General features: G+C 59.6%; 17 protein-coding genes. 8 read left to right on the top strand and 9 right to left on the bottom strand.

Translation table 11 applies throughout. The features are described 5' to 3' along the window. Positions 1–31: 31 nt before the first annotated feature. Positions 32–520 (top strand): GNAT family N-acetyltransferase, encoded by a 489-nt coding sequence (locus GGD50_RS02130; RefSeq protein ID WP_107107474.1) that lies wholly within the window; start codon positions 32–34, stop codon positions 518–520. A 37-nt stretch (positions 521–557) separates the two neighbouring features. Here GGD50_RS02130 and GGD50_RS02125 read toward each other — a convergent pair whose 3' ends face one another. Then, positions 558–1,175: a C39 family peptidase gene (locus GGD50_RS02125; protein ID WP_107107505.1), complete on the bottom strand. Its 618-nt coding sequence runs from the start codon at positions 1,173–1,175 to the stop codon at positions 558–560. Between the two features lie 115 nt (positions 1,176–1,290). On the opposite strand from GGD50_RS02125, the gene GGD50_RS02120 reads away from it, so the two are divergent. Next, the gene (locus GGD50_RS02120) at positions 1,291–1,839 is read left to right on the top strand and encodes a class I SAM-dependent methyltransferase (protein WP_245407437.1); all 549 of its coding nucleotides are present in this window, start codon (positions 1,291–1,293) and stop codon (positions 1,837–1,839) included. Next, on the top strand, positions 1,823–2,071 hold the full coding sequence (locus GGD50_RS32665) for a hypothetical protein (RefSeq protein ID WP_245407436.1): 249 nt from the start codon (positions 1,823–1,825) through the stop codon (positions 2,069–2,071). Before GGD50_RS02120 ends, GGD50_RS32665 begins: the two co-directional genes overlap by 17 nt. 15 nt (positions 2,072–2,086) lie before the next feature. Here GGD50_RS32665 and GGD50_RS02115 read toward each other — a convergent pair whose 3' ends face one another. From GGD50_RS02115 to GGD50_RS02105, 3 genes are all read right to left on the bottom strand, one after another. Beyond that, positions 2,087–3,001, bottom strand: coding sequence for a cytochrome c (locus GGD50_RS02115; protein ID WP_107107473.1), 915 nt, complete (start codon positions 2,999–3,001; stop codon positions 2,087–2,089). Between the two features lie 109 nt (positions 3,002–3,110). Then, positions 3,111–3,554, bottom strand: a complete 444-nt coding sequence (locus GGD50_RS02110; RefSeq protein WP_107107472.1) for a c-type cytochrome — start codon at positions 3,552–3,554, stop codon at positions 3,111–3,113. A gap of 159 nt (positions 3,555–3,713) precedes the next feature. Further along, complete coding sequence (locus tag GGD50_RS02105) at positions 3,714–4,349, bottom strand: LysE family translocator (RefSeq protein WP_107107471.1); 636 nt, start codon at positions 4,347–4,349, stop codon at positions 3,714–3,716. A 128-nt stretch (positions 4,350–4,477) separates the two neighbouring features. Between GGD50_RS02105 and GGD50_RS02100 the strand changes: the two genes are divergently transcribed. Then, a complete protein-coding gene (locus tag GGD50_RS02100; protein WP_107107470.1) occupies positions 4,478–5,179 on the top strand; it encodes a helix-turn-helix transcriptional regulator in 702 nt (233 codons plus the stop codon). Positions 5,180–5,215: 36 nt separating this feature from the next. On the opposite strand, the gene GGD50_RS02095 is transcribed toward GGD50_RS02100, so the two are convergent. Then, on the bottom strand, positions 5,216–5,998 hold the full coding sequence (locus GGD50_RS02095) for an SDR family NAD(P)-dependent oxidoreductase (protein WP_107107469.1): 783 nt from the start codon (positions 5,996–5,998) through the stop codon (positions 5,216–5,218). 161 nt (positions 5,999–6,159) lie between these two features. Here GGD50_RS02095 and GGD50_RS02090 point away from each other — a divergent pair, with 161 nt between their 5' ends. After that, positions 6,160–7,056, top strand: coding sequence for an AraC family transcriptional regulator (locus GGD50_RS02090; protein ID WP_107107504.1), 897 nt, complete (start codon positions 6,160–6,162; stop codon positions 7,054–7,056). Positions 7,057–7,076: 20 nt separating this feature from the next. On the opposite strand, the gene GGD50_RS02085 is transcribed toward GGD50_RS02090, so the two are convergent. The 3 genes from GGD50_RS02085 to GGD50_RS02075 form a co-directional block, all read right to left on the bottom strand. Next, positions 7,077–7,583 carry an anthrone oxygenase family protein gene (locus GGD50_RS02085; RefSeq protein WP_107107468.1) on the bottom strand — a complete coding sequence of 169 codons (507 nt, stop codon included), beginning with the start codon at positions 7,581–7,583 and terminating at the stop codon, positions 7,077–7,079. A 68-nt stretch (positions 7,584–7,651) separates the two neighbouring features. After that, positions 7,652–8,506, bottom strand: a complete 855-nt coding sequence (locus tag GGD50_RS02080) for a metallophosphoesterase (RefSeq protein ID WP_107107467.1) — start codon at positions 8,504–8,506, stop codon at positions 7,652–7,654. Between the two features lie 112 nt (positions 8,507–8,618). Beyond that, on the bottom strand, positions 8,619–9,221 hold the full coding sequence (locus GGD50_RS02075) for a superoxide dismutase (protein WP_107107466.1): 603 nt from the start codon (positions 9,219–9,221) through the stop codon (positions 8,619–8,621). Between the two features lie 287 nt (positions 9,222–9,508). On the opposite strand from GGD50_RS02075, the gene GGD50_RS02070 reads away from it, so the two are divergent. Both GGD50_RS02070 and GGD50_RS02065 read left to right on the top strand, forming a co-directional pair. Then, complete coding sequence (locus GGD50_RS02070) at positions 9,509–10,159, top strand: aspartate/glutamate racemase family protein (RefSeq protein ID WP_107107465.1); 651 nt, start codon at positions 9,509–9,511, stop codon at positions 10,157–10,159. 165 nt (positions 10,160–10,324) lie between these two features. Continuing rightward, on the top strand, positions 10,325–10,831 hold the full coding sequence (locus GGD50_RS02065; RefSeq protein WP_107107464.1) for a hypothetical protein: 507 nt from the start codon (positions 10,325–10,327) through the stop codon (positions 10,829–10,831). A 41-nt stretch (positions 10,832–10,872) separates the two neighbouring features. Here GGD50_RS02065 and GGD50_RS02060 read toward each other — a convergent pair whose 3' ends face one another. Further along, on the bottom strand, positions 10,873–11,217 hold the full coding sequence (locus GGD50_RS02060) for a nuclear transport factor 2 family protein (protein ID WP_107107463.1): 345 nt from the start codon (positions 11,215–11,217) through the stop codon (positions 10,873–10,875). Between the two features lie 184 nt (positions 11,218–11,401). Between GGD50_RS02060 and GGD50_RS02055 the strand changes: the two genes are divergently transcribed. Continuing rightward, positions 11,402–12,214, top strand: coding sequence for a helix-turn-helix domain-containing protein (locus tag GGD50_RS02055; protein ID WP_107107462.1), 813 nt, complete (start codon positions 11,402–11,404; stop codon positions 12,212–12,214). The last annotated feature ends 118 nt before the right edge of the window (positions 12,215–12,332 follow it).

Here is a 12,332-nt window from a genome sequence, read left to right as displayed (position 1 = left end):
ACGGCACATTCAAAAAAGGACGCAGAACCTCATGCTGGACGATAGCGAAATCTCACTTCTCCGCCCGCCTGTCATTACCATCCGCAATGCGCATCCGCGCGATTTGCCGGAATTGAACGATATGATCCGGTTGCTCGCCGCTCATCATGGCGATCCCTCAGCCGCGACCCCGGAACAGCTCGAACGCGATCTCTTCGGTCCGGTGCCATGGATCACGGCGCTGGTGGCGGAAGGCCAGAACGGGCTGATCGGCTACGCCATCCTCGTGCCGCTCTACCGGGCGCAGGAAGGTCAGCGCGGCATGGACCTGCATCATCTCTTCGTGCGCGACGGCCATCGCGGCCATGGCATCGGCCAGCATCTCGTCGATCGCGCTCGCGACATCGCCCGCAAGGCTGGCTGCGGCTATCTCTCCGTCAGCGCCGCGACCGGCAATGTCCAGGCGCACCGCTTCTACGAACAAATGGATTTCAAGCCACGTCCGGTCACCGGCATGCGCTATCTGCAGGCGCTTGCATGAGAACGGTCCGTCGGGATCGCCGTTGACCTTCCTATCGTCAGCGATCGATGGCGATCCCGCGCCCGGCGAAAAACCGGTCGAATGTTTCCAGCGGCATTTCCACGTTTTCCCGGGTTGCAGCCTCGTGACCGGAAGGATTGTGGAAACGGATCGTGTTTGAGTTAGCCACCGTCACCAAGACAAGATGTCCGCCCTTCGATGGCGGCTCGGTGTCCGGCCAGCGGATGGAATGGTGGACGGACGCGATGAAGAATTCGGATTGCTGGAGAATATCGCCGATATCTCCGACAGAAATGCCGGTGACGACCCTGGTGTTCAGGCCGAACCGATCTTTGACAAATGGAATGAAGGGCGCATAGATCAGGCCCTTGATCTTACCATCAGGCTCTTCGACATAGCCGCCATATTCCTTGCATGCCAATGCGAGATCCACGGTTGGCACGATTTTGCCCGTACGCGCGGCAAGAACCATTTTCAGGCAGGCCATACCGCAGAGATTGCCGGCCCAGCGGGCGTAATCCTCGACATTCCCCGCTCCCGAGCCTGCCCAAAGCGGGTCCCTCAGCAATGCCGCCTGCGCCCCTTCCGCCAGCACCGCCAGAGTCATGTCGGGGGTTTCCCATTGGCTGAAATAAGGAATCCTCTGTTCTGCCATTCCATCCATGATCGCCCGCTCCTGCCCTGCAACCGAAATTGGTTGCGCTGTAAAATTCAACTGAAATGCGCTAGAAAGATGGCCTCTCATACTGGATCTCAGAGGGAGATGGACCTTGGAACAGCGGTTCACTTTTGACGGGATGGCAGGCCTCTATGGCGATGCTCGCCCGACCTATCCCGAGTCGATGTTTGATGACATCGCCGCGTTTGCTGGTTTGGGCAGCAAGGATGCGATCCTTGAGATCGGCTGCGGTACAGGACAAGCAACACAGACCTTTGCACGCCGTGGCTTTTCCATCCTTGCGCTTGAACCCGGCAAGGAATTGATGGGCATCGCGCAGCAAAATCTAATGAAATTTCCCCATATACGCTTCGCGGAAACCACCTTTGAGGCGTGGCCGGGTAAGCCTGAAACGTTCAAGCTTGTGATGGCGGCCCAGTCCTTTCACTGGGTTGCACCAGACGTCCGATTTGCCAAGACTGCCGAGCAGCTCGCGCCGGGCGGCACGCTTGCCGTCTTTTGGAAATGTACCCATGCCGCCGGCACCACCGCTCGCCGCGGAATTCGCCCGCCTCTATTCGCGATACGCGCCATCGCTTTCAGGTCCACCCGCGGAAGCGTGGTATCTGCCAGACGGGCCTTTCGTGAAGTTGCTCGGTGAATCCGAACATTTCGAACCGGCAACGCACCGATCCTATCCCTGGAGCCGGATGCATAGTCCTGAAAGCTATACCGACCTGCTGCGCACGTTATCAAGCTACCGGCTTCTGGCGGATGACCGGAGGGAGGCGCTGCTCGCTGCGATTGCGGAGGTTATCGCGGCATACGGCGGAGAGTTCGAGCTTCGCTATGAAACTCACCTCTATATGGCAAAGCGGCTACGGGAGAAGTAGCCAGCCGCCTGCTTCTTACCGCGCCGGCACCGCCTTCAGGTAGGCCGCGATCGCCTCGCGGTCCGAGGCTGGCAGGCGGGCGATGTTTTGCTGGACTTCGGCCATCGAGCCGCCGACGGAGTCGAAGTCGGGGGTGAAACCGGTCTCCAGGTAGCTGGCGATGTCGCCGTCGCTCCAGCTAGCCATTGATTTCGAGCCGGGGGTGATGTCGGGAATGCGGCCCTTGCCTTCCGGGTTCGGGGCGCCGGCCAGCCACTGGTCCCTGACGAAGCCGCCGAGCCCGTCGCGCGGGGTGTGGCACTCGCCGCAATGGCCGGGGCCTTCTACCAGATATTGGCCGCGCTTGATCTTGTCGTCGGCATTGGCGATGACAACGCGTGGCTGATCGTTGAAATAGAGGAATTTCCAGCCACCGAGCGCCAGCCTGATATCGAAGGGGAACGGCAGCTCATGCGGCGGCGCGACGTTGCTGCTCTTCGGCAAGGTCTTCAGGAAACCCCAGAGGTCGTTGATGTCCTTGTCACTCATGCGGGCGTAGGAGCCGTAGGGGAACGCCGGATAAAGGTGCTCGCCGTTCTTGCCGACGCCGCGCTTCATCGCATTGCCGAATTCCGCAAGCGTCCAACCACCAAGGCCGGCCTTTTCATCCGGCGAGATATTGGGGACATGGAAAGTGCCGAAGGGACTGTTCAGCGCCAAGCCACCTGACAGAACCAGTTTGGCATCGCCCTTGGCGCCCGGCGCGGCATGACAACTCGTGCAGCCGCCAGCCCAGAACACCTGTTCGCCATTCTTGATATCGGGATCGCCGAGATTTGCCCAATGGCTCACCGGCAAGGGCGACGGCGCGGTGACGACATAGAACGTGCCGGAGCCGAAGATGGCGAGGCCGATAAGACAGAGCAGCCACCGGACAAATCGCGCAACCATGCCTCGCACTCCCTGTATTCAGCGTGCATCGAGAAATACTAAAATCCGCACCGGCGACCAAGCCGATGCGGATGCTTCAATTAATTTTCGGACAATGCCGGCCGACCGCTTAGTCCTTCTTGATGCGGTAGGCCTGATGACAGGCGCCGCAATCGCTGCCCAAAGTCTTCAGCGTAGCGCCGACGCCAGCCTGGTCGGCCGGGAGCTGCGCAAGTGCGACTTCGGCATTGTCGGAAAGTTTGGCAGCCTTGGCCTTGAAGTCATCGAAGTTATCCCAGATCTTCGGATTGACCTCAGCATCGGTCTTGTCGCTGTTCGGGCCAAAATGCTCTGGGAAAGCCTTGGCATTCTCGGCGATCGTCTGCAGCGCTGCCTTGACGACCTCGGCGTCATAAGGCTTGCTGCCCTTGGCGATGGCACCGAGAGCACCGGCAGCACCGCCGACCTTCTTCATCACGGCTATACGGGAATCATGCGTGCCATCGGCCGCAATAACGGAACCAAAGGCGACGCCGGCAAAAACCGTCGCAGCCACAATCGCTTTCCATTTCATACAATCTCTCCTACGTGATCAGGACCGCAAAAGCGGCCGGCGCGTTGTCACGGCCCACATGTTTGCCGGTTTCTGCGCCGGCAATGAAGTCACAAAGTGGTGAGAGCTGAGCAAAATCAGCGTCATATTTAAGACATGTACCAGATTTTGCGCCAAAAATCACGTCACCTTCCACCCTTCCCAGACGGTAAAGACCGAGACCGCGAACAGCAGCAGCCCGGCGACGCGACCGGCAAAGGCGGTCGCCCCCGGATTGGCGACCAGCAGATCGCGGCTGCGGCCGGCGGTGACTGCAAGCCCGCCATAGACGGCAAACTGCGTGACAATGGTCATCAGCCCCATGATAACAGCCTGTATCCAGATCGGACCGTAATCCGGCTTTAGAAACTGCGGATAGACGGCGAACACGAAGAGGTAGGCCTTGGGATTCATCATGCAGGTCACCGCTCCCTGACGAAAGGCCCGCCAGGTGGAACGGCTGCCGGCCGGTCCGTCGTGGCCGACGGTGATCGAGCTGCGCATCAGCGTGATGCCGATGAAGGCCATATAAGCGGCGCCGGCAACGAGCAGCGGATTGAAGAGGATCGGTACAAAATGCATCAGCAGGCCGACGCCAAGCGCGCCGTTCAGCGAATGCACCACGCCGCCGAGCATGATGCCGCCGGTGGCTGCCAATCCCCTGTTGCGGCCGCCGGTCAGCGCATTGGCGAGTACGAAGAGCATATCCATGCCCGGCACGATGATGATGCCGAAGAGGAGGAGAAAGAAGAGCCAGAGGTTTTCGCTGTAATCCATGTCAGTTGCCCATCGTCGCCTGCGAGCGCATCGCAGACGAACTTGTTGATTTTCAATTCGATAGGCAGTTTTATAGATCGGCCCAACTGACAGGGTGTTGTCAGGAGCCTTCAAATCACGAGGATGAAATGCGCAAGGCGTCGCGCCTGTTCGAGATCATCCAGATCCTGCGGCTGGCGAAAAAGCCGGTGACGGCGGCTGTCATCGCCGAGCGGCTGGAGGTGACGGTGCGCTCCGTCTATCGCGACATCGTGGCGCTGCAGGCGATGCGTGTTCCGATCGAAGGCGGACGCGGCATCGGCTATATCCTGCGCCCCGGCTTCGACCTGCCGCCGCTGATGTTTTCGATCGAGGAGATGGAGGCGATCGTGCTATCGCTGGCGCTGCTGGAGCGCACGGGGGACAACGAGCTGAAGCTCGCGGCCAAGCGCGTCAGTGCCAAGATCGCAGGCGCAGTGCCGCCGCCGCTTCGTCAGACACTCGATGCCAATGCCCTGCACGCCTGGGGCTTTGCCGCTCCTTCGGCCGCTGCCATCGATCTCGCTCTGGTGCGCCGTGCTATCCGCGACGAGGAAAAACTCGACCTCGCCTATCGCGACGAACTCGGCCGCGCCACCGAGCGCGTCATCCGCCCCATCGCCCTCATCTATTATTCCGAGACAGCCAATATCGTCGCCTGGTGCGAGCTGCGCCAAGCCATCCGCAATTTCCGCAGCGACCGCATCGAAGGCTGCGAGGCGACGGGATTGTGGTTCAAGGGCGAAGGCGATGGGCTGAGGCAGATCTGGGTGAACGGGTGGGAAATGAATGCCCAAGTTGCCGGCGGATGATCGCCGGACGGCCTAGCCAGCCCGGCGATCCGAGAATTAGACCATCATGCCCCCAGACACTTCGATGCGCTGGCCATTGACCCAGCGATTGTCGTCCGACAGCAGCGAGGCGATCATCGGGCCGATATCGTCGGGCAGACCGGCGCGGCCGAGCGCGGTCATGGAGGCAACCATCCTGTTGACCTCCGGATTGTCGCGAACGATGCCGCCGCTGAAATCCGTCTGGATCGCGCCTGGCGCCACCGTATTAACGGCGATGCCGCGAGGGCCGAGCTCCTTGGCGAGATACCGCGTCAGAACTTCGACCGCACCCTTCATGACGGCATAGGCCGACGAGCCCGGATTGCTGAAGCGGGCAAGGCCGGAAGAAATGTTGACGATGCGGCCACCGTCCTGAATGAGAGGAAGCAGCTTCTGCGTCAGGAAGTACACGCCCTTGAGATGAACGTTGTAGAGCTTGTCGAACTCGGCTTCGGTCGTTTCCGCGAAGGACGCGTGGTGGGACGTGCCGGCATTGTTGACGAGAAAATCGAAGCGATCGCGGCCCCATTTCTGTCGCAGCGCTTGGCCGACTTCGGAGATGAAAGCGTCGAAAGAACCAACGCCGCCGGCATCGAGTTGCAGCGCTACAGCCTTCGCTCCGAGAGCCTCGATCTCGGCAACCGCGCTTTCCGCTTCTGCCCGATTTGAGTGATAGGTCAGAATAGTATCGACGCCGCGCTGGGCGAGATGGACGGCCGTATTTCGGCCGAGACCGCGGCTGCCGCCGGTAATGATTGCGATCTTTGTCTTTGATCTATCTATATTTTCAGTCGTCATTGCCGTTCTCCAAGGAATGATTGATGACTGAAATTTACGCCCGCTAGGCCATCTCCTTGAATGCCGGAACTCTCGAATTTCTTGCCTATTCCTCCAACCGCCTTGTCGGCCCTTATCCCGCTGCTATGATGATGGAATGGCACTTGTCCGGGAGAATGCCGATGTCGTCAGCCCTTAAAGATGCGATCACGCAATTCATCGAAGCCAATGATAGCGGCGGCGACACCGTATTTTCGACAGGCATCGATGGCCTGCACATCATGCGCTCGACCGAGCCGAAGATGCCGCATGCGATGATCTATCGGCCGGCGCTTTGCGTCATTCTTCAAGGTGCAAAGCAATTGATGCTGAATGACAGAGTGATCGATTATGGCGAGCTACAGGCCCTCATCATCAGCATCGAGCTGCCCGCCGCCGGCAGGGTGCTCCAGGCCAGTGTTGAGAAGCCTTATATTGCCATCTCCCTCGAATTCGATGTCGGCATGATGCGCGAGGTGATGGAGCAGCTCGATAGGCCACCGAAACCGACCGGCGGCGCCCATCTTGGCATCTTTGTCGAAGATCTCAGCGAGCAACTGGCCGATTGCCTCGTGCGATTGACCCGCCTGCTCACAACGCCAAGCGCCATACCGGTGCTTTATCCGGCAATCATGCGGGAAATCTGTTTCTGGATGCTGACCGGCCCGAATGACGGCGAGGTCTGCAAGCTGGTGCTGCCGGACGGTCAGACGCGGCGCATTGCGGATGCGATCCGCCTGTTGCGCGACAATTTCGCCCAGCCGGTGCGCATCGAGCAGCTCGCTGCCGCCGCCCGCATGAGCCCCTCCTCGTTCCATCAGCATTTCAAAACGCTGACGTCGATGACGCCGCTGCAATATCAGAAGCAGATGCGGCTGCTCGAAGCCCGCCGCCTCATGGTCGCCGGCAGCGTCAATGTCGAGAATGCCGCCTATCGAGTCGGCTACGAAAGCGCGTCGCAGTTCAGCCGCGAATATACGCGCATGTTCGGTGCGCCGCCGAAGCGGGATGTGGCGAATATGCGGATAGCAGCGGAATAAGCGCCTGGGTTCGCGGGCCGCTAGAGAGCGACCGCGGTCACCAACAGAATAAAGGCCAGCAATCCCAAAGCGGCGCGTGCGGCATGCGACCATTCCCAGCGGTCGCGGAGCATGGTCCAGTCCGGTTTGGCGGCGGTCTCGCTCCGATGGCCACCAAATGGATCATGGGAGAAGAAACGCTCGCCCAACCCTTTCAGCTCGGCATCTTTGAGCCAGAAATTGTTTACCGGTTGCGTCACCAGCCAAAAGACGGCGTGCATGATGACCATGGCTGCAAAGGCGGCAGCAAACAGCCAGAACGCGATCGTGTTGGCTGGCGTCAGGAACAGAAGAAGCAGAAGCAAGAGAGTGCCGATCGGTTCGGCAACGCCGCCGATCGTAAACCCCGGATAATAAATCCGCTGAACCGTCAGATAATCTTCTTTCGACAGTCGCATCTTGCCCGGCAGCTCCAGCACATGTGCCAATGCCAGCGCCATGGCGACTGCGACGACTAAGATGGTCAGAATTTGCAATGTCGGAAACATCGGCCTCGCCTCACAGCAGCCTCGGTCCCTAAACTTTCATTGGCGCGGATCGTTCCTTATGGGGCCGCTCAAGCACCCTGCAGTGCCAGCACCCTGCTCACCTCACGTCCGAATCCTTCAATTTCCAGCCGATCCTTGTAAACCGAGACGATCGCATAGGCATTGGTATCTTCGGTATCGACCATGCCTTTGAAATTGATGAAATAGGTGCCGTGGACAACGCCGAAATTGCCGTCGTGATTGTGACCGCTGAGATAGGCGACGACATGATCATGTTCGGCCAGCAACGCCAGCATACGGTCGCTGTCGAGCGCGTTATGTGAATTCTCCGGGAAGATCGGGTAGTGGTTCGTGACGACCACCTTCTCGCCGGCGGCTTTCGCCTCGTCCAGTTTGGCGGCGAGCCAGGCATGTTGCGTATCGCTGATGGCAGCGTTCCAGCGGTGCGAGTTCATCGCACCGGCTTTATGCAATGCCTTCATCATCACCTTTGCCTCCGCCCGGCGTGGATCGCCCTCCGGCGGCGCGAAGAGGCTGATCTCGTTGCCGTCAAGCGCGATGAAACGGTAGCCCGCATGGGCGAAGTCATAATACGCCGATGGCATGCCGACGCGACTTGCGACTTCCGTCAGATGCTGCGCTGCGATGGCAAAATCGTGATTGCCGAGAAGAAAATGCCGTGCGTGCCGCAAGGTCTCGTAGACCGGCAAGATCGCATCGAAACTCTCCCAGCCACCATCAATGATATCGCCGAGCGTTACGACGAAGGCGAGATCGCGACGGTTGAATTCCGCAATCGCCTCTGCCAGCTTGGCGAGGCTGTTAGCCGGATAGCGATCCAGCGCAAGGTTAGGCTCCAAGGCGGCATATTGCGGATCGGCGACGACACCGAAACGAAAGAGTGGAGCGGACGGAGACGGCATGCGGCCTCGCTGGGAAGTGGCTGATGGCAATAAGATGCCTGTTAACGGCAGATACGAAAACACCCGACGCTATGGCAGCGCCGGGTGTGAAAGCAAGCCGAGATGGCAAGCCTTACTTCGTGGCGGCTTCGTAGCGCTCCAGGACGTAGTCCCAGTTGATCAGGCTGTCGATGAAGGCCTCGAGATATTTCGGACGCAGATTGCGGTAGTCGATGTAATAGGAGTGTTCCCATACGTCGACGCCGAGGATCGGCGTGGCGCCGTGAACGAGCGGATTTTCGCCGTTCGGGGTCTTGGAGATTTCGAGCTTGCCGTTCTTGACGGAAACCCATGCCCAGCCCGATCCGAACTGAGTGGCGCCGGCAGCGGCGAAATCGGCCTTGAACTTGTCATAGCCGCCGAGATCGGAATTGAAGGCTGCTTCGAGCTTGCCCGGCAGCTTGTTGCCGCCGCCGCCCTTCTTCATCCACTTCCAGAAATGGATGTGGTTGTAGTGCTGGGCAGCATTGTTGAAGAGACCGGCATTGGTGCCGAAGGACTTCTTCACGACCTCTTCGAGAGAGAGATCGGCAAGGCCCGCTTCGGTCGCCAGCTTGTTGCCATTGTCGACATAGGCCTTGTGGTGCTTGTCATGGTGAAACTCGAGGGTTTCACGCGACATGAAGGGGGAAAGCGCTTCGTAATCATAGGGAAGTTCAGGCAATTCGAAAGCCATGGTCTTATCTCCTCTTGGCAAAAAATTGCGTCGGCAGGTGATCGGGAACATAGGAGGGGACGGTGTGAAGGGCAACCGGCGGCATGCCAAAAAATAGCGGACTAAAGGAAAATTTACCCGCTATTTCAACATATATCGCCCGCATCCTCCGCGGGTATTTTTGCGCCTTCTAACGTATGAGGCCAGCGGTCGCGCTCTGCGGTGCGACACGCGTCGACAATCGGATCGCCAAAGGCTAGGTTCGGCGCATCGTCGTCCCTGCGGGCGGCTTCAGCGAGATCGCCTCCGTGAAAATAGCCTGCCTGCACACTGCCGAAAGCAATATCGCCATCTATGACAACGCCGCAAAGACGCTCGGTCTTCCGGCCGGTACTCTGCATCACCATGTCCGCGCCGATCTTCTCTTTGCCGCCGAACGGGCGGGTGGACTGACGCCGGACATCGAGGCGGAAACGGCTGCCGTCCTGCAGCAGCTTGCACAGGACGCGGATGCCGTTGTGCTCAACTGCTCGACCCTTGGCCCTGCAGCATTGCTGGCGGCAGACACCTCCGAGGTCCCTATTATCAGGGCCGACGGCGTGCTCGCGGAAAATGCCGTGAAAGCTGGCGGCAAAGTGACCGTGCTCTGCACCACCGAGACGACCATCGCCCCGACCACTAGGCTGTTCGAAAATGCAGCGAAGACCACAGGCGCAGACATTGATGTCCGCCTGATCGACGGGGCATGGGCGCTGTTCCGGGCCGGTGACCACAAAGCCTATCTGGTAGCGATCGCCGAGGCATCGGAGACAGCCTATCGCGAAGGGGCTGAAACGGTGGTCTTCGCGCAGGCCTCCATGACCGGTGCGGCGGCACTGCTAGGCGATGAATACGCACGGCCGATGAGCGGCCCGACCGCAGCATTGGAAGCCGCAATGACCGCAATAGGCGCAAACTGAACCAAGACATCGCCCGGACTTGCGGCTTCGATAGATTGAAGGCAGGCATTCAGCCATTGACAGCCTACCAACTAGTAGGTTAAGCATCGATCATCTGAGAGCGAGGAAGCGTCCATCGCTCGCCCATCAAGGCTACCTACTAGTCGATATACAAAGGAAACCATTATGCCTGCCCCTCTTTCTTTGCTCGGCGAACTCCACACTGCCATCAGCTTCGTTCCGATCGTTGCAGGGCTCTACAGCTTTGCCAGGCATGGCGGCATCCAGCCCGAGAGGCGATCGGGAAAGATCTATCTCGGTGGATTGGCGCTGTCGGTGGTGACCTCCTTCGGCCTTTCCTCGACAGGCGGGTTCAATCCTGGGCATGCGCTCGGCATCATGGCTCTGCTGGTGGCAGCAGCCGCAATTTTGCAGGAGAGATTGAGCTTTCTCGGCCGGCTGCGGGCATATCTGAAGGCATTCGGCCTGTCCTTCACCTATTTCCTGCTCTGGGTTCCCGGCATCAACGAAACGCTCTCGCGGTTGCCGCCGTCGCATCCGATCGGCAACGGCCCGGATTCGCCGCCCGTACAGATGGCCTTGCTCTCCTGGCTGATCCTGTTCGCCGCCGGCAGCCTCCTGCAAGCCTGGACGATCCATCGCGGCCATGCGCTATCCAAAGCGAGAGTGTGAGTTGAGTGATGGGCCGGCTTTTCGGGCTGGCCCATTATCTCTTAGACGTTACGTCCGAAATAGACATTCACCTCGGCAATCCTGTCGCCGGTAAAACGGATTACCTCCACATTGCGAAAGCTGTCTCCGTCCATCTTTTCGGCGCGGTAACCGACGATCACCTCATCGCGGTCCGGCACGAGATGTTCGATATGAATGGCGCGGAAGACCTTCTCCTTCGGCCAGCAATGTCTAAAATATTGGTCGCGGTCGATGTGATCGTCGCGCGGGCTGGAAAAGGTAAAATCGCTGGTCAACATCGGGCGGACGACATCGGGATGTTGCGCGACATAGGCGGCATAAAGCCGCCGCACGGTGTCGCAGCGGGCAGTATCAAGAGTGCTCATGATGCATCTCCTCCTATCCGGCAGCCGCTTTGGTCATCGATTTGGCCGCCGGCAATCCGATTGCGAAATGCAATCAGTTTATATCATGATGTGACAGAACCGACAAGGCGCTTTGCGGACTTGGCAGCGCCCGTGGCGTGGTCCAGATTATCGTCACAATCGATATCAGCAGGAAGCGGTCGCCATGCCGGAGGCTCATCAAATATTGGAAAAGCTGCGCCGCCTGGCGGGGAAGGACAATCGGCCGGTTACAATGCCGGCTGACGAGAAAAACTATTCCTCGCTCTTCACCTTCGTGACCCGGCAGCGTGAGCGCATTGCCGGCTCGACCTTTTCCCAGGTTTCGATCGTCGTTCTCGTCGAGGGCTGCAAGGATGTGCTGAGCATGGGGCGGCATCTGCGCTTTCCAGCCGGTACAGTGCTGGTCCTGCCCGCCGGCTGGCGCGGCGATGTCGTCAACGATCCCGATCCGCAGAGCGGTGTCTATCGCGCCATCTTCATCAGCTTTCCGGACGAACTCGTGCGCCGCGCCGTCAGGAGCTTTCCAACCAAGCACGTCGCATCGCAGATCGACCTGCCGCTCGATCCGGTGCTCGCCGCAGCAATCCACCATGCCGGTGAAGGTATCGCGTCCGGTGAGCTGCCGACTGCCCTGATCGAGCACCGCCTGATGGAGGTGCTGATGGTTCTCGGCATGCGGGGCACCCTGCCCGCTTCGCCGGAAACAACGGCCGAAGCCGTGCGTGCGCTGGTGCGCTGGCAGCCGGACCGCGCTTGGACTGCCGATCTCATCGCCGCCGAGCTCGGCACCAGCAACGCGACGCTGCGGCGCCGTCTCTCGCAGGAAGGTTCGTCGCTGCGCGACGTGATGGCAAGCGAACGCGTCGCTCTGGCGACCACGCTGCTGACCGAAGATGGATTGTCGCTGCGCGAAGCCGCCCTTGCCACCGGCTACCGCTCTCCCCGCCGCTTCGCCGAACGACTGCGGAACAGTTGAGCGTTTTCGGACGAAGTTTGAGCGTTTACGTACGCCGGGGTACTAAGACGATCTGTTAGACCCTGGCGAATAAAAGCTCGAACGAGCTGAAACGCGAAGGGGCATATCCTTGCCTCCG

Origin of the sequence: Martinezella paranaensis, assembly GCF_014200235.1 — a bacterium.
GTDB lineage: Bacteria > Pseudomonadota > Alphaproteobacteria > Rhizobiales > Rhizobiaceae > Rhizobium > Rhizobium paranaense.
This window is presented reverse-complemented; position numbering and strand designations above follow the sequence as displayed.

Bases quoted from the DNA above. Each gene is read 5' to 3' on its own strand.
- GGD50_RS02055 (WP_107107462.1), top strand. From the start codon at position 11,402: ATGCCGGAGGCTCATCAAATATTGGAAAAGCTGCGCCGCCTGGCGGGG.
- GGD50_RS02065 (WP_107107464.1), top strand. From the start codon at position 10,325: ATGCCTGCCCCTCTTTCTTTGCTCGGCGAACTCCACACTGCCATCAGC.
- GGD50_RS02080 (WP_107107467.1), bottom strand. From the start codon at position 8,506: ATGCCGTCTCCGTCCGCTCCACTCTTTCGTTTCGGTGTCGTCGCCGAT.
- GGD50_RS02060 (WP_107107463.1), bottom strand. From the start codon at position 11,217: ATGAGCACTCTTGATACTGCCCGCTGCGACACCGTGCGGCGGCTTTAT.
- GGD50_RS02090 (WP_107107504.1), top strand. From the start codon at position 6,160: ATGTCGTCAGCCCTTAAAGATGCGATCACGCAATTCATCGAAGCCAAT.
- GGD50_RS02125 (WP_107107505.1), bottom strand. From the start codon at position 1,175: ATGGCAGAACAGAGGATTCCTTATTTCAGCCAATGGGAAACCCCCGAC.
- GGD50_RS02100 (WP_107107470.1), top strand. From the start codon at position 4,478: ATGCGCAAGGCGTCGCGCCTGTTCGAGATCATCCAGATCCTGCGGCTG.
- GGD50_RS02075 (WP_107107466.1), bottom strand. From the start codon at position 9,221: ATGGCTTTCGAATTGCCTGAACTTCCCTATGATTACGAAGCGCTTTCC.
- GGD50_RS02130 (WP_107107474.1), top strand. From the start codon at position 32: ATGCTGGACGATAGCGAAATCTCACTTCTCCGCCCGCCTGTCATTACC.
- GGD50_RS02105 (WP_107107471.1), bottom strand. From the start codon at position 4,349: ATGGATTACAGCGAAAACCTCTGGCTCTTCTTTCTCCTCCTCTTCGGC.
- GGD50_RS02095 (WP_107107469.1), bottom strand. From the start codon at position 5,998: ATGACGACTGAAAATATAGATAGATCAAAGACAAAGATCGCAATCATT.
- GGD50_RS02085 (WP_107107468.1), bottom strand. From the start codon at position 7,583: ATGTTTCCGACATTGCAAATTCTGACCATCTTAGTCGTCGCAGTCGCC.
- GGD50_RS02115 (WP_107107473.1), bottom strand. From the start codon at position 3,001: ATGGTTGCGCGATTTGTCCGGTGGCTGCTCTGTCTTATCGGCCTCGCC.
- GGD50_RS02110 (WP_107107472.1), bottom strand. From the start codon at position 3,554: ATGAAATGGAAAGCGATTGTGGCTGCGACGGTTTTTGCCGGCGTCGCC.